Origin of the sequence: Serratia sp. 14-2641 (genome assembly GCF_001692375.1) — a bacterium.
Taxonomy (GTDB): Bacteria; Pseudomonadota; Gammaproteobacteria; order Enterobacterales; family Enterobacteriaceae; genus Chania; species Chania fonticola_C.
The window spans coordinates 76,906-94,852 of the sequence record NZ_LXKR01000002.1 but is presented as its reverse complement, the minus strand read 5'-3'; the positions used below and the strand labels follow the sequence as shown (position 1 = coordinate 94,852).

Annotated in this window: 14 protein-coding genes; 12 read left to right on the top strand and 2 right to left on the bottom strand. The window is 54.3% G+C overall.

All coding sequences use genetic code 11. From position 1 onward, the window contains the following. Window positions 1-291: 291 nt before the first annotated feature. Both A6U95_RS03155 and A6U95_RS03150 read right to left on the bottom strand, forming a co-directional pair. Window positions 292-1,035, bottom strand: a complete 744-nt coding sequence (locus A6U95_RS03155) for a LuxR family transcriptional regulator (protein WP_065683435.1) — start codon at window positions 1,033-1,035, stop codon at window positions 292-294. Between the two features lie 812 nt (window positions 1,036-1,847). Beyond that, window positions 1,848-3,836 carry an autotransporter domain-containing protein gene (locus tag A6U95_RS03150; protein ID WP_065683434.1) on the bottom strand — a complete coding sequence of 663 codons (1,989 nt, stop codon included), beginning with the start codon at window positions 3,834-3,836 and terminating at the stop codon, window positions 1,848-1,850. A 193-nt stretch (window positions 3,837-4,029) separates the two neighbouring features. On the opposite strand from A6U95_RS03150, the gene A6U95_RS03145 reads away from it, so the two are divergent. From A6U95_RS03145 to A6U95_RS03090, 12 genes are all read left to right on the top strand, one after another. After that, window positions 4,030-4,602 carry a DNA-3-methyladenine glycosylase I gene (locus A6U95_RS03145; protein ID WP_065683433.1) on the top strand — a complete coding sequence of 191 codons (573 nt, stop codon included), beginning with the start codon at window positions 4,030-4,032 and terminating at the stop codon, window positions 4,600-4,602. After that, window positions 4,599-5,045, top strand: a complete 447-nt coding sequence (locus A6U95_RS03140) for an N-acetyltransferase (protein WP_024527336.1) — start codon at window positions 4,599-4,601, stop codon at window positions 5,043-5,045. The genes A6U95_RS03145 and A6U95_RS03140 overlap by 4 nt, the downstream gene beginning before the upstream one ends. 76 nt (window positions 5,046-5,121) lie before the next feature. Continuing rightward, window positions 5,122-5,853, top strand: a complete 732-nt coding sequence (locus tag A6U95_RS03135; protein ID WP_065683432.1) for a MurR/RpiR family transcriptional regulator — start codon at window positions 5,122-5,124, stop codon at window positions 5,851-5,853. 176 nt (window positions 5,854-6,029) lie between these two features. After that, a complete protein-coding gene (locus A6U95_RS03130; RefSeq protein ID WP_024527337.1) occupies window positions 6,030-7,538 on the top strand; it encodes a PTS transporter subunit EIIC in 1,509 nt (502 codons plus the stop codon). A gap of 26 nt (window positions 7,539-7,564) precedes the next feature. Next, window positions 7,565-9,001: a 6-phospho-beta-glucosidase gene (locus A6U95_RS03125; protein ID WP_065683431.1), complete on the top strand. Its 1,437-nt coding sequence runs from the start codon at window positions 7,565-7,567 to the stop codon at window positions 8,999-9,001. A gap of 280 nt (window positions 9,002-9,281) precedes the next feature. Beyond that, window positions 9,282-9,941: an OmpA family lipoprotein gene (locus A6U95_RS03120; protein ID WP_024527339.1), complete on the top strand. Its 660-nt coding sequence runs from the start codon at window positions 9,282-9,284 to the stop codon at window positions 9,939-9,941. Between the two features lie 118 nt (window positions 9,942-10,059). Further along, complete coding sequence (locus A6U95_RS03115) at window positions 10,060-11,067, top strand: LacI family DNA-binding transcriptional regulator (protein WP_065683430.1); 1,008 nt, start codon at window positions 10,060-10,062, stop codon at window positions 11,065-11,067. A gap of 129 nt (window positions 11,068-11,196) precedes the next feature. Further along, entirely contained in the window at window positions 11,197-13,323 is a 2,127-nt protein-coding gene (locus tag A6U95_RS03110) for an alpha-galactosidase (RefSeq protein ID WP_065683429.1), read from the top strand. An 82-nt stretch (window positions 13,324-13,405) separates the two neighbouring features. Continuing rightward, complete coding sequence (locus A6U95_RS03105; protein WP_065683428.1) at window positions 13,406-14,677, top strand: MFS transporter; 1,272 nt, start codon at window positions 13,406-13,408, stop codon at window positions 14,675-14,677. 70 nt (window positions 14,678-14,747) lie between these two features. Beyond that, window positions 14,748-15,782, top strand: a complete 1,035-nt coding sequence (locus A6U95_RS03100) for a LacI family DNA-binding transcriptional regulator (protein WP_065683427.1) — start codon at window positions 14,748-14,750, stop codon at window positions 15,780-15,782. Between the two features lie 355 nt (window positions 15,783-16,137). Continuing rightward, window positions 16,138-16,896 (top strand): xylose isomerase, encoded by a 759-nt coding sequence (locus tag A6U95_RS03095; protein ID WP_065683426.1) that lies wholly within the window; start codon window positions 16,138-16,140, stop codon window positions 16,894-16,896. Then, on the top strand, window positions 16,893-17,840 hold the full coding sequence (locus A6U95_RS03090; RefSeq protein ID WP_139102312.1) for a sugar kinase: 948 nt from the start codon (window positions 16,893-16,895) through the stop codon (window positions 17,838-17,840). Before A6U95_RS03095 ends, A6U95_RS03090 begins: the two co-directional genes overlap by 4 nt. The last annotated feature ends 107 nt before the right edge of the window (window positions 17,841-17,947 follow it).

Sequence of the window (17,947 nt, the reverse complement as noted above, 5' to 3'; positions counted from 1 at the left end):
TTGATTTCGCACGCGATACAAGTGGATTTAACAGAATGGGTCAGTATACCCGTTGACCGTAAGATATACAGCCAGAATCCCGCAGCAAGTGTCAATCTTCGTGAAAAAAGCGCGCTTCGCGGCCAGTTAGGAAGGGATCGGGTTGATAGCTGTTGCCTGAACGGGGTTGAGCCAGGCGATAGGCCCCAATTTAGGGTTGGCTTAAGCAACGGTGTGTAATACCGCAACACCACCCGACAATGATCATCGACACGTTCAAGCCGGAAGGCAACGTTGAGCTCTTGATCACTCTCATTCCCGATCGGAAAACACCGGCCTGATGAGCTTCAGTTCAACGCCAAGCCTGATGGCATGTTTGGCATTGGTAACGCCTAATTTTTTGACCACGTTGCCGATATGATATTTTACTGTGGTGAGCTTGATCCCCAAAATCAGCGCAATTTCCTGATAGGATTTTCCCATGCTTGCCCAGTAAATCACCTCATTCTCGCGCTTGGAGAGCAGCTCTTTTTGGTTGATTTGGTCATAATCGCTGGTGTTATTCAGTTCGTGATAAAGTGCGATTAATTTATCATGCACGGTGATCAACAGCATTTGCAGTTTATGTTGGTTCTCTTTGAGAATCTCTTCTATATTTTCGTCACAGGAATCATCCATAATAAGAGACAGCACCACCAGATTATTGTTGTGATCGTGCAACACAAACGTATAGCCATTGATGACATTATAGTTCTTGGCCATATCAAAAATATTGGGGTATTTTGCCCCGGAGCTGATCGTAATACTTTCATCCCAGAAGAAAGGGGTCACTCGGCGGGATGTGGCAATCAATACCGGATCGATGAACTGGTAGTTATTTGCGGTATAAAACTCAAACCATTCTGTTTTGTTGGAAATAATGGCGAAGTCCGCAGGATTTATTTTGCTCATGATCGCATAAGCGTACTTTATGCTGTTATACTCTTGTAAGTTCACTTCCAAATAGCTCTTTATGACTGAGTTAATAAATTCATTATTAAAGAATAAACTCGGCACGCAAAGTCTCCTTATTGAAATTCCCGTTACAAATTTCAGAGCACAGCATAGAAGTAATATTTTATCATAAAAAAAACAGAAAACTAATAGTAAGTAAAAAAAATCCGTGAGCTTTTAAGCAATAACACTGTGAAGATTTTAATGCTTGATATATTTAATGAAATCACTGTGCTTTTTTAACCACACTCACCCCAAGACATCAAAACCTGATTTTTTCGCTGCGTTAATAACGAGTTTGCGACAGTTTGCGTGATAAACGTTTAGTTGCTGAAGTGTTTTAAATTGGGTGTTTTTTTGCCAAAAATGTTAACATTCAGCAAAAAACACTACGTCATATCTGATAATAACTGACTTTCTGATTGTCGATACCGGGTTAAAGCTAAAAAACTAATGATAGGGGCTGAAATTGATACGTTTTTTATATATTTAAGGCACGCAAAAGCCTCCCACTCGTTGATTAGCGAGCGAGAGAACAATTGACAGACAACCTGTTATTTATAATAATGACAACAAAATTTCCCTGGTGTTGGCCGAATTGGCTCCTGATCCTTTAAACGGGATCAGTTTTTTTTATTTAAATCTTTTGTTCTTATGGCGTAACGATAAAGTCTTTTAGGAGCAAATGATAGTTATACTAAAGTACAGTCAGACACTGTACTTTTTCGGTGAAGGGCTTGGGCAAGGCGATGGCAAACAGAGCTGACAGCCCCTGAGATCAGGCACTGTCCCATAATAATGGTAAGCACAGCTCCTTCCTATTCTTCCCGGCACCAAACCGTCTGGCACCGGGCAATCAAGTTTAAAGCCATTCTTCAAAAACGCGCGCTGACTCCCACGTTGTACATAAATTGCTCACCGCTGCTCAAGCCGCTGGTTTGCGAAACTGTCGCAAACGCCGCCACCCGATCGCTCAACGGCATATTTGCCCCCAAGGTGATATCCATCCAGTTTTTATCCTGGCTGGCGCTGTCGCGGGTGAATGAGGTCTGGGTCGATTTCAATCCACCGCCTGCCCGGTAAACGCCATCACCAAACTGGTGCTGATAGCTCACCTCCGCATACGGATTAACTATCCCGAGCTGGCTATCCAATCGCCATCCTACAGCGCCGATCTGCGAATGATAGGTCTGATCGTTGAAACGCATGGCCGTACTGTCGTCGCCATTCTCGCTATAACCGGAGACGTTGCTGTAATCCCAGGCAAACTGGGCCATCGGCCCGGTGGTGAGATACGAAGCGATCGGGAAGTCATACCCCGCCGTAACGCGTGCGCCCCACTGCTTACCATCGGTATCGCCGGTTTCTGTTCGGGTTAGCGAACCCAACTGCATACTGCGGTTAATGTCGTCGTAATTCACGCTGGCATAGTGCAAATCGGCATTAACCCAACCTTGCTCAAATAGCGTCACGGAGCTGAAGGCCGAAAGCAGCACTCCGCGCGCCTTATAATCGTAACGGCTGGAAGGTTGCTGATTGTCGTTGGAACCCGAGATTAGCGCACCTATCAGCCACTCATCCGTCAGTTGGTAATCCACGCCCAGCGTTAGGTTATGCGTGGTGGCGTCGCCATCCCCGGCAACTGTATTGGCAGAATAATCGTAACGTTGCCCGGCATAGCCGCCGAACACGCCCAACGACCCCTGAGGATTGCTGCTGGTGCGTAACTGCTGAAGACGGCTGTCCAAGGTAGCACGGCTATCACGCGCGAAAGCGGCGGTTGCCTGGTTGAGAGCCACCGCCTGCGCCGGGCCATCCAATACCGCCTGAATATAATCGGCGATCAGTTGATGAGCCTGCGGGCTGGGGTGGAAATGGTCGGCAAACAGATAAGCCTGCTCGCTGTTAAAACCTGGCATGGACGAACTGCATACCGCCGAAGAAACTCCCGCTGGGCAGGCCATACCGGCAGTGTTGGTAAAACCAAACTGGCCCGGGTTGGCGATCGCCTCGCTGAACAGTTTGTTGACATCAACGCGCACGATATTACCGCCGCCCTGAGCCAGCAGGCGATCTTCGCTCTGGTTATAAAAATCGGTAAGCTGGGCCGCCTGGGCGCTGAAACTGTCAAAAGCCGCGCTCAATTGGGCAGCAATGGCCTGCTGCACCAGAGGATTGCTGCTGGCCTGCTGTGCAGCGGCACCTAAAGCCTGATGGATCGCCTGCTGGCGCGAAGCGTTATCCGGCGTAGCGAGAGTATTAAGCTTGCCATACGCCGCCAGTATAGCCGCACCCTGCACTGGCCCCAGCGCCTGCTGGATAATCAGTTCCATCAGTTGCGGGGTTGAGCCGATATTCGGTACCGTTGGCACTATTACCGTCCCGGCACCGGCGTTCAGTAAAGCGTGCACCTGCGTCGCCGCAGCCAAGGCGCTAGTGAAAGCCACCTCCGGTGCGGTCGGCACATTCATCGCCGCGGCGGCCAGATCGTTGCCACCAACCCAGTGAATATACAGACCGTCGCCGTCGGCCCTGCCGTTAACCCGCGCAAGGTAGCTTTGTAGCTGATCCTCGGTGTTGTCCGCCGGGTTTATCGCCGGTACGGCCACACCACCACCGGCAGCATAGTTGTAGCCACCGTTATCGGACGCCACCAGCGCAGCACCGATACGCTGGCCCAGTATTTCGTCATATAGCTGATGTTGGTTACTGTCATAAGTGAAGCGGCCGTTATTGCCGGTATCACTCAGGCTGTCACCAAACACGTAAAGTTGATCGTAAGCCTGTGCCGTAGCACTGAGGCAAAAAGCTAACGCCACGGCAAGCACCGTTGGAGTGTGCTTGCCCTGTCTTTTCAGAGGCATAAATAGACTCCTAGTCATAGATAGAGGAAATCCTGTTCTTATCGTTGGCAGTTATCGCCATAGCCGTGTAGTAAATATTGCGGGGATTCACATAACGTCAAGTTAACTGACGATAAATCGTGCAAAGGGTTGCCAAGCGGGCGGCTTACGGCGATGATTACCTGTAAATAATTACAGCATAAGGAATCCTCGTATGGCCAACGAACGTTGCGGTTGGGTTACCGCCGATCCGCTATATCTTGAGTATCATGACCAGGAATGGGGCGTACCCACCACCGACGCACGCGAGCTGTTCGAAATGCTGTGCCTGGAAGGCCAGCAGGCGGGTCTTTCCTGGATCACCGTGCTGAAAAAGCGTGAAAACTACCGCCGTGCCTTCCACAATTTTGATCCGCAGCGCATTGCAGCCATGACCGAACAAGACGTGGCAACGCTGATGCAAGACAGCGGCATTATCCGCCACCGCGGCAAGATCGAGGCCATTATCAATAATGCCAAGGCCTATCTGGCGATGGAGGCCGCCGGAGAAGATTTCGTCACCTTTATCTGGCAGTTCGTCACCGGCAAGCCGCTGCTCAATCACTGGCAGGCGCTTGGCGAAGTCCCCGCCAAAACCGAACAGTCCGATGCCCTGTCCAAGGCGCTGAAAAAGCGCGGCTTTAAGTTTATCGGCTCAACCACCTGCTATGCCTTTATGCAGGCCAGCGGCCTGGTGAACGATCATCTTACCGGGTGCTTCTGCCACCCAAAGCAGCGCCAGGCATGATCCGTACCGCCGTTCCGGCCGATATCGAGCCGCTGATGACGCTGTGGCTGGCAAGCACCACCCAGGCCCATCCGTTTATCGCGGCCGATTATTGGCAGCAAACCGCCCAGTTGGTGCGTGAAAGCTATCTGCCGCGCGCCAAAACTTGGGTTTATCTGCATCACCAGCAGATCGCCGGTTTTATCAGCGTGCTGGATGAACGCTTTGTGGGCGCGCTGTTTGTCGATGAGCGCTTCCACGGCCAAGGCGTCGGAGCCGCGCTGATGGAGCAAGTACAGCAACAGCACGGCTGGCTGAGCCTGGAGGTATACGAGCAGAATCTGCGGGCCTGCGCCTTTTACCGCAAGCTTGGGTTCAGTGAAGTACAACGCCAGTTCAATCAGGAGACCCAGGCCCATACGCTGATCATGAACTGGGCCACCGCGGAACTGCGCCATCCCTGAAGAAGCCGCGGGCGGGCTTTGTCATCCCTGCCCGCTTCTGGTACTTTGGCAGCCAACCTTGTCAACGAGATCCAGCATGTTTACCCATATCGCCTTATCCAAGCTCAACGGTCTTGAATTGATGGTGTACAACTACGTCATCAAAAATAAGGACAAGGTTATGTATATGACCATTCGCGAGCTGGCGGAGGGTGCCAAGGTCTCCACCACCACGGTATTACGCTTTTGTAAGAAAATGAATTTCAGCGGCTATTCGGAATTCCGCATTCGCTTTAAACTCTATCTGGAACAGGAAGACAAGCTGCTGCTAACCTCCGGCGTCAGTGAAATTGTCAGCTTCTTCAAAAGTATTAACAATGAAGAGTTTGAGCAGTTAATTACCGATGCGGCAGCACACATTGCCAATGCGGAACGGATCATCTTTGTCGGAGCAGGAACATCCGGCACGTTAGGTAAGTACGGCGCTCGCTTTTTCTCTAACGTTGGTAAATTCAGTAATTATATCGATGACCCTTATTATCCCATCAGCAGCGATATGTATAAAAATGCGGTAGCCATTATTTTATCGGTTTCTGGAGAAACGCCGGAAATTCTTAAACTGGCCAGCCAATTTAGCCTGCATAACTGTAAGATCGTCAGCATTACCAATAGTGAAACCTCTTCACTGGCGCGCATGGCGGACTTTAATCTCTCTTACCACATGCCGCAAATCCGCATTGCCAGCGAATATGATATCACTACCCAAGTACCTGTGATGTATATATTGGAAGCGATAGGGAAAAAGCTGGCAAAAAGTCTTGGCCATTAATTTTATTAGCTAAATCACGCTAAATAACACCCTGTTTTTTGCATGTGACAAATCACTATTTCGCCATTTTGTTATATCGTGACATTCCCTTGCTGTTTGTTACTATCCATTTAGAAATCACCTTAGAGCAACAATAAAGCCCGATATTTCTGTACACCACAGATGGAGTTACGTTGATGGCAATTAATTATGCTGACTCGGCAAAAGAGATCGTACGCCTGATTGGCGGCGATAATAATGTGATTAATGTCACACATTGTGCCACACGTTTGCGATTTATTTTAAAAGACAGTAGTCAGGCCGATAAAGACACGCTGAAACGCGTCAAAGGCGTTATTACCGTTATCGAATCCAGTGGCCAATTGCAGGTGGTGATCGGCAACCACGTCGGCGATGCCTATCGGGAGGTGCTCAAGCTGGTCAATATGGATGAGAACGTGGCGGTCAGCGCGCCGAACGTCGGCATCGTCAGTCGCCTGATGGACATTATCTCCAGCATCTTCGCCCCCTTCCTGTATCCGCTGGCAGCCTGCGGGGTATTGCAGGGGCTCATCTCGCTGTTTGCTGCCTTAGGCTGGATGGATCCGGCCAGTGGCACCTATCGTATTCTGAACTTCGTTTCCTGGACCGGCTTCACCTTCCTGCCGGTGATGGTGGCCTTCACCGCCGCGAAAAAATTCAACGTCAATCCGTTTACCGCAGTGATCGCGGCCTGTGCGCTGGTCTCTCCAGACTATATGAACATGCTCACCGCCAATAAAATTCTGTTGGTGAACTCTGCCGATCCGGCCATGCAGGCCTTGATGCAGGAAGCCGTCAATAACCCACAGATTGCCAGGGTGCTGGCCGAGGTGGCCGGTATCCCGATTAACGCCGATCCCCTCACCTTCCTGGGCATGCCGGTGCAGTATCTCAGCTACACCGCCTCGGTGATCCCGATCATCCTGATGGTCTGGATCATGTCTTATGTACAGCGTTTCTTTGAACGCATCCTGCCGCTGGTGATCCGCAACCTGTTCACGCCGATGTTCTGTATCGCGATCATGGTGCCGCTGACGCTGCTGGCCTTTGGCCCGATCGGTAACATGATTGGCGGGGCCATCGGCGGCGTCTATAACACGCTGTATCACCTCAGCCCTTCCATTGCCGGAGCGGTGGTAGGCGCACTGTGGATGCCGTTGGTAACGCTGGGCGTACACTGGGGGATCACGCCGGTCACCGTGGGAAACTATGCCACGCTGGGCTATGACACCTTTACCGGCCTGCAGGCCTCGCCGGTGTTTGCCATGGCGGGTGCCGTGCTGGGCGTCTATTTGAAATCCAAAGACCCGGAGATGAAGCGCGTTTCGCTGTCTGCAGGCATGACCGCGCTGTTTGGCATCACGGAACCCGCCATCTACGGCGTAGCGTTGCGTCTGAAACGCCCCATGATTTGCGGCTGTGTCGCCGGCGCGGTCGGGGGTTCCATTGCCGGAGCCTTCAACGCGGTGTCATGGAGTTATTGCCTGCCGGGGATTGCCGTGCTGCCGGTGTTCTTTAAAGAAGGCCATATGCCGCAGTTCCTTGGCTTCCTGCTGTCCATCTGCGTGGCGTTTGTGCTTGGTGCCGTACTAACCTATATCGTCGGCTTCAAAGAGGAACAGCCTGCGCCAACGGCACCGCTCAACAAGCCTGAAATGGCCTAAATTCATCTACCAAGAGAACCAACGTTATGAAAAAACAGTTACCGGATGATTTCCTGTGGGGCGGCGCGGTAGCGGCGCACCAGGTTGAAGGCGGCTGGGATCAGGGCGGTAAAGGCCCAAGCATCGTCGATGTACTGTCCAGTGGTGCCCACGGCGTCGATCGCGTGATCACCGACGGCATTGAACCTGGTTACCTCTACGCCAACCACGACGCGGTGGACTTCTATCACCGTTATAAAGGCGATATCGCGCTGTTTGCCGAAATGGGCTTCAAGTGCTTCCGCACCTCTATTGCCTGGTCGCGCATCTTCCCGCTGGGGGATGAGCTGGAGCCGAACGAGGAAGGATTACAGTTCTACGACAACCTGTTTGACGAGTTGCTGAAATACGGCATTGAGCCGGTGATCACCCTTTCCCATTTCGAGATGCCATGGCATCTGGTGAAAGAGTATGGCGGCTGGAAGAATCGCAAGGTGGTCGATTTCTTTGTGCGCTTTAGCGAAGTGGTCATCTCCCGTTACCAGCACAAAGTGAAGTACTGGATGACCTTCAACGAGATCAACAACCAGCGCAACTGGAAGACCCCGCTGTTCGGCTACTGCTGTTCAGGGGTGATTTTCACCCAGGAACCGAACCCGGAAGAGTGCATGTACCAGGTGCTGCACCATCAGTTTGTCGCCAGCGCACAGGTGGTCAAACTGGGGCATGCCATCAACCCGGCATTGCAGATTGGCTGCATGATCGCCATGGTACCGCTATATCCGTTCTCCTGTAATCCGGATGATGTGATGTATGCGCAAGAGGCGATGCGTGAACGCTTCCTGTTTGGCGATGTGCATATGCGCGGCTATTACCCGTCCTACATTCTGCACGAATGGGAGCGCAAGGGTTACCACATCCAGATGCAGCCGGAAGATGAGCAGATCCTGCGTGAAGGTTGTGCAGACTATATCGGCCTGAGCTACTACATGAGTAACGCGGTGCAGGCGGACTCCATCGGCACGGGCACGGCGCTGGCCGGTTTTGAAGGCAGCGTGCCGAACCCTTATGTGAAAGCGTCCGACTGGGGCTGGCAGATCGATCCGGTGGGGCTGCGCTATACGCTCAACATCCTCTATGAACGCTACCAGAAGCCGCTGTTTATCGTCGAGAACGGCTTCGGTGCGCTGGATAAGCCCGAGGCCGATGGCCAGATCCACGACGATTACCGCATCGCCTATCTCCGCTCGCACATCGAGCAGATGAAAAAAGCGGTGATCGACGACGGCGTTGAGCTGATGGGCTTTACCCCCTGGGGCTGTATCGACTGCGTGTCCTTCACCACCGGGCAATACAGTAAGCGCTACGGTTTTATCTACGTGGATAAGCACGACGACGGCAGCGGCAGCTTTGCCCGCTCGAAGAAACAGAGCTTCGACTGGTATCGCCGCGTGATCGCCAGCAATGGCGAAACGTTAGCTTAACCGCATCTCATCGGGGCGAAACTCTTCGCCCCTTTGTCCTAAAGATCAACCCTTCCTGCATTAATTCAGTTTGTTCTGGTTCCCAAGCGGCGATTTGGCGGCTACCTTCCTGCCTGGCTTACAGGTTTATAATTTGTCACGATTTTTATCGGAACTGCTGGCCAAAAGGTACGTCATAGTTGCGCGGCCCGTTTTGGGGCTCGCGGCTGAATGCCGATGATTTAGCGCCTCCAGTTTGGAGTAGCGCACGCAGATATCCCTGCTTTTAAAGGAACTAACAATGAAAAAACGCATTGCGATAATTGCTGGTGCAGTAGCCGTTGCCATGACGCTATCGGCTTGTACCACCAACCCTTACACCGGGGAGTCAGAAGCCGGCAAGTCCGGTATTGGCGCTGGCGTTGGCGCAGCCCTGGGTGCCGGTATCGGCATGATCTCTTCATCGAAAAAAGACCGTGGTAAAGGCGCGCTGATCGGCGCCGCAGCCGGTGCCGCATTGGGCGGTGGAGCCGGATACTACATGGACGTGCAGGAAGCCAAACTGCGCGACAAAATGAAAGGCACCGGCGTTAGCGTTACCCGTCAGGGCGATAATATCGTGCTGAATATGCCAAACAACGTGACCTTCGATACCGACAGCAGCACGCTGAAACCGGCAGGAGCCAACACCCTGACCGGCGTAGCGATGGTGCTGAAAGAGTATGAAAAAACCGCCGTCAACGTGGTGGGTTACACCGACAGCACCGGGGCTCGCGCGCATAATATGACGCTGTCCCAACAACGTGCAGACGGTGTGGCCAGCGCGCTGATCACCCAAGGGGTCGCCGCCAACCGCATCCGTTCAATCGGTGCCGGCCCGGATAACCCGATTGCCTCCAACAGCACCACCGCAGGCAAGGCACAAAACCGTCGAGTTGAGATCACCCTCAGCCCGCTGTAAGCACACAGTGCGGGGCCTTTGCCCCGCCAGTTCGCATTTCCTGCCCTCGCCTCTCCCGCCAATTCCTCTGCCTGTGTTACTCTCGCCCAGCATCCCAATACCTTCTGTAGAGTGAAATATGTCCCTGAAAGCGATTGCCAAAGCATTGGATCTCTCCGTTACCACCGTGAGTCGCGCCCTGAATGGCTACGGCGACGTCGCCCAAGATACGCGCCAACGGGTAGAGGCTGAGGCAGAGCGTTTGGGTTATCGCCCCAATACCCTGGCACGCCGTTTGAAAATGGGCAAAATCGACGCCGTTGGGCTGGTTTTCCCGTTCAATAACTACACGTTGAGTAACTCTACCTTGATGGAAATGATCGGTTGTATCAGCAATGAGTTGGTACGCCACGAGATCGATCTGCTGTTGGTGGCAGATGATGCGCCCCATCATGCCTTTACTCGCCTGATTGCCAGCAAACGTGTTGATGCGTTGATTGTTGCCCATACGCTAGACAACGATCCGCGTCTGCAGGAATTACAGCGGCTTAACTTCCCCTTTCTGGCACTGGGCCGCAGCCAGCTGGAGAAAGATTACGCCTGGTTTGATTTTGATAACCGCGCTGGCAGCCTGATGGCCGTGGACTATCTGGTGGCGCTGGGCCACCGGAAAATTGCCTATCTGGGCGAAAATAACCAGCAGTCGTTTATCAGCCAGCGCCGCCAAGGTTATCTGGATGGATTGGCCAGCCACCAACTGCAACAACGTGACGATTATCTGTGCAGTATCACGCCAAGCCGTCGCGCGGGTTATCTGACCACCCAAGCGTTATTGGCGTTGGCCGATCCGCCGACGGCAATCATTACCGACTGCAACGGTCACGGCGAGGGGGCAGCAATGGCGCTACGTGATGCCGATAAACTCGGCCCCGGAGGGGTTTCTCTGGTGGTGTATGACGGATTACCAGCGGAAAGCCTGCTCGACCTGCCTGTAGCCGCCATCGTCCAAGCCACCCGCGCGGAGGTTGGCCAACAAATCGCACAAATGACTCTTGGCCTGATCCGTGGTGAACCGCTGCAAAAATTACAGGTACTATGGCAACCGGTGCTAAAACCCAACCCGGACGAACTCCCCTTGACCTCCTGATCGTTTAAAACAACGCCGTTTTTTGCCCGACCAGATCACAGATCCGAAACGTTTAGGTTTTAATCCGAAACGTTTCGGATCAATGATAACGCCACTGAGTTGAGCCAAAGATCGTAAAGGAGTCAAAAGATGGAACCTACCATTGTGCGGTTAACCAGCCCCACGACCGACGTCATTGTTCGTTGCCAGCCGTTTGCCGAAATTCTCTATTGGGGCCCCCATTTAAGCGGGTTTATGCCGGAGGATGTATTGACGTTGAGCCGGGCGGTGCCAAACGGCAGGCTGGATGTAGATACGCCTCTGACGCTGGCGGCAGAATCTGGACGCGGTCTGTTTGGCTCGCCGGGAGTGGAAGGCCATCGTGACGGCTACGATTGGTCACCCGTGTTCACTACCAGCGAAATCACGCATCAGGACAATCAGTTGCTGATCCTGGCAGAAGACCCACAGGCAGGGCTGCAACTACGCAGCGAACTGCAATTGGACAGCGCCAGCGGCGTGCTAAAAATGCGCCACACGTTGATCAATCACCATACTGCTCGTTACTGGGTTAACCGCTTGGCGTTGACACTGCCATTGCCAGAGCGTGCTGGTGAAGTGATGGCGTTCCATGGCCGCTGGATCCGCGAGTTCCAACCGCACCGCATCACCCTTGAGCATGGCGGGTACCTGCAGGAAAACCGCCGAGGTCGCAGCTCTCATGAATACTTCCCCGGCATGATGGTAGGTAGCCGTGGCTTCAGCGAGCAACAGGGGGAAGTCTGGGGTATCCATCTTGGCTGGAGCGGCAACCATCGTCTGCGCGCCGATGTGAAAACCGATGGCCGCCGCCTGTTGCAGGCAGAGGCCCTGTACCTGCCAGGCGAGCAGGAACTGGAAGGCGGAGCCAGCCTAAGCACCCCCTGGCTGTATGCTGCCAGCTCTCGTACTGGTCTGAATGCACTTAGCCAGCAGTTTCACCGTTATGTCCGCCAGAATATTCTGCGCTTCCCCGACCACAGGCCGCGCCCCGTGCATCTCAATACCTGGGAGGGCATCTATTTCGACCACCAGCCCGAGTACATCATGCAGATGGCCACCAAGTCGGCCGAACTGGGTGTAGAACGCTTTATCATTGATGACGGCTGGTTCCGTGGGCGCGACCACGATCGCGCCGCACTTGGCGACTGGTACCTGGACGAGAAAAAATACCCGAACGGGCTGGCTCCGGTGATCGAGCATGTTAAACAACTAGGCATGGAATTCGGTATCTGGGTGGAGCCAGAGATGATCAATCCAGATTCCGATCTGTTCCGGGCTCACCCCGACTGGGTGTTAGGTTTACCGGGCTATCAGCAACCTACCGGGCGTTTTCAGTACGTGCTCGATCTGTGCAACCCACAGGTCTTCGAATACCTGCTGGAACGCATGAACTGGCTACTGAGCAATCATGATATCGACTACATCAAGTGGGACATGAACCGCGAGATCGTACAACCCGCTCACCTTGGCCGCGCCTCGCTGACAGCCCAGACCGAGCAATTCTATCGCTTGCTGGATAGCTTGAGGGAACGCTTCCCGCAGGTGGAATTCGAATCCTGCGCCTCCGGTGGGGGCCGAATCGATTTTGAGGTCCTGCAACGCTGCCACCGCTTCTGGACCTCCGACAACAACGACGCGCTGGAACGCCAAACCATTCAACGCGGCATGAGCTATTTCTTCCCCCCGGAAGTGATGGGCTCACACATCGGCAACCGACAGTGTCACGCCACCGAACGTCAGCACAGCATCGGTTTTCGCGGCCTGACGGCGTTGTTCGGTCACATGGGTATAGAACTGGACCCGGTCAAAGAAGGCGACACCGAACAGCTTGGTTTCGTCCGCTATGTGGCGTTGCACAAATCTCTCCGGCCATTGCTACATAGCGGCGATGTTATCCGTATCGATCATCACGACCCAAGCACCCAGATTAATGGCGTGGTTGCCCCAGGACAGGAGCGAGCTGTCATTCTGGTCAGCCAGTTGACGATGCCAAATCACCAACTGCCGGGTAATTTGCGCATTCCAGGGTTGAGGCCGGATGCTCGTTATCGCATCACCCTGCTGGATACCCCGCCGCTCATTCACCAGCAACAGGGCGGCCATACCATGCGCCAGTTGCCCGCCTGGATGAAACAGCCCTGCGACGTTAGCGGGGAATGGCTGGCGCAGGTTGGCCTGGCGTTACCGGTACTGGATCCGGAAAGCGCCATGCTGATCGGCCTCGAACAGCTCTGAGTTATCCCATAGATTTGCAGGTGCAGCGCTCACCACGGCGAGCCGCTGCACACCCAAAGCTCGTCGTGGAAGGACAATCACCATGAACGCCACCGTCTGTACCTATAAAAATAACCGTAACTTCTGGATATTTGGCGCTTTCTTTTTCCTCTACTTTTTCATTATGGCCACCTGCTTTCCGTTTCTGCCAATCTGGCTGTCGGAAGTCATCGGACTGAATAAAACCGAAACTGGCCTGGTATTTTCCTGTCTGTCTCTGTTTGCCATTCTATTTCAACCCATTTTCGGCATTATTTCCGATAAGCTCGGGCTGAAAAAACATCTGCTTTGGGTGATTACCCTGTTGCTGTTTTTCTTTGCTCCCTTCTTCCTCTACGTCTTTGCACCGTTGCTGAAAATGAACGTCTTGCTCGGAGCCATGGTGGGCGGGGCCTATATCGGATTTGCTTTCTCAGGGGGTGCAGGAGCCGTTGAGGCTTATATCGAACGAGTCAGCCGCAAAAGTGCCTTCGAATACGGCAAGGCGCGGATGTTTGGCTGTTTCGGCTGGGGGATCTGTGCGTCTACCGCCGGAGTGTTATTCAACATCAATCCGGATATCGTCTTCTGGATGGGATCTGGAGCGGCAGTGCTACTGATGTTACTCCTGATACTGGCCAACCCGCGCGAAAATCCTAACGCCATTGTCATGGGCAAGCTGGGAGCCAATCAGAGCCAGTTCAATCTGAGGATGGTGGCACAGCTGTTCAGAATGCCGAAGATGTGGATGTTCATCCTGTATGTGGTCGGGGTAGCCTGCGTCTATGACGTGTTCGATCAACAGTTTGCCAACTTCTTTAAAACCTTCTTCAGTTCTCCGCAGCGCGGTACCGAGGTCTTCGGCTATGCGACCACCGCCGGAGAGTTGGCCAATGCGCTGATCATGTTCTGTTCGCCGTGGATTATTAACCGCATCGGAGCAAAAAATACTCTGCTGCTGGCCGGTACCATCATGTCGATACGCATTATTGGCTCCGCCTTTGCCACAACGGCACTGGAAGTCATCATGCTGAAAATGCTGCACGCGCTGGAAGTGCCTTTCTTGCTGGTCGGTTCCTTCAAGTACATCACCGCCAACTTTGATACCCGCCTTTCCGCCACGATCTATCTGATTGGTTTCCAGTTTGCCAAACAGGGGGCCGCCATCTTCCTCTCTGCCTTTGCAGGTAGCCTGTATGACCGTATGGGGTTCGCCGAAACTTACCTGATCCTCGGCAGCCTTGCCTTGGGTGTCACGCTGATTTCTGTTTTCACCCTCAGCAGCCCCGACAAGAAAATCCAGCCGCAGGCCAAAGCGCAGGAGGCCACCTCCTGACATGGGTCATTCCCGGCTTTAGGCTTGGTGTGTTAGTCTCCTTGGCATTGAACCGCAGGGGAGATTGGCTGTGAGCAGTGATAAAGCAACGCGTGCCTCAGGGCGCGCCACCATCAGTGATGTGGCAAAACACGCCCAAACCGGCAAAACCAGCGTGTCGCGCTATCTCAATGGTGAACAGCACCTGCTCTCCGACGCCCTCAAGCAACGTATCGATATGGCGATCCAGCAGCTCGACTATCGCCCAAGCCAGATGGCACGCAGCCTGAAGGGCGGACAAACGCGGCTGATCGGTTTGATCATCGCCGATATCACCAATCCCTATTCCGTCGACGTGATGCGCGGCATCGAAGCAGCTTGCCGCCAGCATGGCTTTACCCTGCTGGTCTGTAACACCAATAACGAGATCAATCAGGAACAGCATTACCTCCAGTTGCTGAGCAGCTACCGGGTGGAAGGGATTGTGGTGAACGCCGTCGGGATGCGTGAAGACGCGCTCTCCATGCTGCAACAGTCGATGCTGCCGATGGTGCTGATCGACCGTAAAATCCCCGACTTTGCCTGCGATGTGGTGGGTTTGAATAACCACCAGGCCACCGCCACCGCAACGGAACACCTGCTGCAACAGGGTTTCGAGGCTATCCTGTTCCTCAGTGAGCCGATTGGCACCGTGAATACCCGGCTTGAGCGTCTGCACGCTTTTCGCCAGACGATGGCCCAACATCCCGATTTGTCCGCCGAGCAGGCCGAAACTCCGCTAAACGACGCCGAAAAGCTGGCAACGGTATTACAGACCTTCAACACCCGCCATCGCGGGATGCGTAAAGCGGTGATCTCGGCCAACGGTGCCTTAACGCTGCAAGTTGCGCGCGCTATGCGCCACCTGGGCATGCAGTGGGGCAACGACATTGGCTTGCTGGGGTTTGACGAACTGGATTGGGCCGAACTGGCCGGGGTGGGGATCACCACCCTGAAACAGCCCACCTACCAGATAGGGCATGCCGCGTTGGAGCTGCTGGTGCAGCGTATTCAGGGCCTCGATGCTCCCGTTAGCGAACAGCTATTCTCCGGTGAGCTGATCGTCCGTGGCTCCACCCTGCGTTGACCCCTCACCCTAACCCTCTCCGTTAGTGAGAGGGGACCGATCGAGTTCGTTTATTGTTTTGCGTAATACCTTGCCTTAATTGTTCTTACTCCCTATTTCCGAAGCTGCCCGGGCTAACTACGTACTCTGGATAGCTCCCACAAGGGACCGATCGAGTTAGCCTGAAAGTACGGTGACTCATCATGTGCATTCGTTGACTCTCCCTGTGGGAGAGGGTTGGGGTGAGGGGCCATTTTTTAACCAACTCCGTGATTGCGATCATAGTTCTGCATGCTGCTGCTTTTCAATGGAACCGGTTCCATTTACCGTTACAACAACAGTAGCGGTGGTGATAGGTCACCTCAGGAGCCAAAAGATGAAGCAACAGATTATTGTAGTAACCAGCGCCTACGGCAACGACAGGGTGCAACAGCTAGGTGGCCAGGCGGCGTTGTTACCCCTGATCGCCCAGGCAGGTGCCGACGGCGTGGAAATCCGCCGTGAACTGCTTTCCCCGCAGGAGCTGGATGCTTTACCCACCCTGGCAAAAGCCCTACAGCAACACCAACTGGCCGCCGTGTATTCCGCACCTGAGTCACTGTTTACGCCACAGCATACCCTTAACCCGAATCTGCCCGCCTTTTTGGCTGAGGCGAAGATCCTGCAAGCCAGCCGTCTCAAGCTGGCCTTGGGTCACTACCAACCGGGCTTTGACTTTACCGAGTTAAAAATCGCGCTGGGGCAATCCGCAACCCAACTGGTGGTCGAGAACGATCAAACGCCAGACTGCGGCATCCTGTCGTTGATGAACGCCTTTTTCCATGCGGTGGAAGCGAGCCAGTTGCCGGTCGGCATGACGTTCGACATGGCCAACTGGCATTGGGTGGGGCAAGACGCCCTGGCCGCCGCCAATCTGCTGGCCGCACACGTTGGCTATATTCATGTTAAAGCCGCCACCCTTGGCCCACGCGGCTGGCGCGCCATCGCCCTGGATGACACCGACGGTAGCTGGCGTGAAGTGCTGGCCCGCTTGCCGCAGGACGTGCCGCGCGGCATCGAGTTCCCACTACAGGGCAGCGATCTGGAGGCGGTAACCCGCCATTACGTGGATGTGTTACGCAGGGAGCAGGCATGATGAACACGCAAAATTCTTTAGACGTCGTAACGCTGGGTGAAGCCATGGCGATGTTTGTCGCCGCGCAAACGGGCGATTTGGCCGAGGTAGAAAGCTTTACCAAACGCATCGCCGGTGCCGAACTGAACGTGGCGATCGGGCTGGCCCGCCTGGGTTTGAACGTCGGCTGGGTAAGCCGGATAGGTAACGACTCCTTTGGCCGCTTTACCTTGCAACAGCTGGCGAAAGAAGGGGTTAACGCCCAGCAGGTCACCGTCGATGGCCGCTACCCAACCGGTTTTCAGCTGAAATCTAAAAACACGGATGGAACCGATCCCAATGTGGAGTATTTCCGCAAAGGCTCCGCCGCTAGCCATCTTTCCACCGTCGATTTTGACCGCGACTACTTCGCTGGGGCGCGCCACCTGCACCTGAGTGGAGTGGCCGCCGCCCTGTCTGCCGAGTCGCTGGAGCTGTGCCATTTCGCCGCTGCCGAGATGCGCGCCCTGGGCAAAACCATCTCCTTCGACCCCAACCTGCGCCCGGTGCTGTGGTCTAGCCGGGAGCTGATGATCGAACAACTCAACAAGCTGGCCTGCGCGGCCGACTGGGTGCTGCCAGGGTTAAAAGAGGGCCAGATCCTGACCGGGCAATCCACCGCAGAAGGTATCGCCGACTTCTATCTGGAGCGCGGCGTACAGGCCGTGATCATCAAAACCGGGCCAGAGGGTGCCTGGTTTAAAACCGCCGCCGGCGACCAGGCTGCGGTACCCGCGGTCAAAGTCACCAACGTGGTAGATACCGTCGGTGCCGGAGACGGCTTCGCAGTAGGGACGCTGAGCGCCCTGCTGGAGGGCAAAACGCTGTTACAGGCAGTGCAACGCGGCAACAAGATCGGTTCGCTGGCCATCCAGGCCATCGGCGACAGCGAAGGGTTGCCAACCCGCGCCGCACTGGCGGAATAATCATTTGCTCCAATGAGCGCCCACCTCTGTCCCTACAACCGAGGCACGCCGGGAGAGCACAAGCCCCAGCGGATGGCGACAAGCCAGCGCTGGTGAGAAGACTCCAC

Coding starts and splice junctions, on each gene's coding strand:
- A6U95_RS03150 (WP_065683434.1), bottom strand. CDS start 3,836: ATGCCTCTGAAAAGACAGGGCAAGCACACTCCAACGGTGCTTGCCGTG.
- A6U95_RS03145 (WP_065683433.1), top strand. CDS start 4,030: ATGGCCAACGAACGTTGCGGTTGGGTTACCGCCGATCCGCTATATCTT.
- A6U95_RS03140 (WP_024527336.1), top strand. CDS start 4,599: ATGATCCGTACCGCCGTTCCGGCCGATATCGAGCCGCTGATGACGCTG.
- A6U95_RS03135 (WP_065683432.1), top strand. CDS start 5,122: ATGTTTACCCATATCGCCTTATCCAAGCTCAACGGTCTTGAATTGATG.
- A6U95_RS03130 (WP_024527337.1), top strand. CDS start 6,030: ATGGCAATTAATTATGCTGACTCGGCAAAAGAGATCGTACGCCTGATT.
- A6U95_RS03125 (WP_065683431.1), top strand. CDS start 7,565: ATGAAAAAACAGTTACCGGATGATTTCCTGTGGGGCGGCGCGGTAGCG.
- A6U95_RS03120 (WP_024527339.1), top strand. CDS start 9,282: ATGAAAAAACGCATTGCGATAATTGCTGGTGCAGTAGCCGTTGCCATG.
- A6U95_RS03115 (WP_065683430.1), top strand. CDS start 10,060: ATGTCCCTGAAAGCGATTGCCAAAGCATTGGATCTCTCCGTTACCACC.
- A6U95_RS03110 (WP_065683429.1), top strand. CDS start 11,197: ATGGAACCTACCATTGTGCGGTTAACCAGCCCCACGACCGACGTCATT.
- A6U95_RS03105 (WP_065683428.1), top strand. CDS start 13,406: ATGAACGCCACCGTCTGTACCTATAAAAATAACCGTAACTTCTGGATA.
- A6U95_RS03095 (WP_065683426.1), top strand. CDS start 16,138: ATGAAGCAACAGATTATTGTAGTAACCAGCGCCTACGGCAACGACAGG.
- A6U95_RS03090 (WP_139102312.1), top strand. CDS start 16,893: ATGATGAACACGCAAAATTCTTTAGACGTCGTAACGCTGGGTGAAGCC.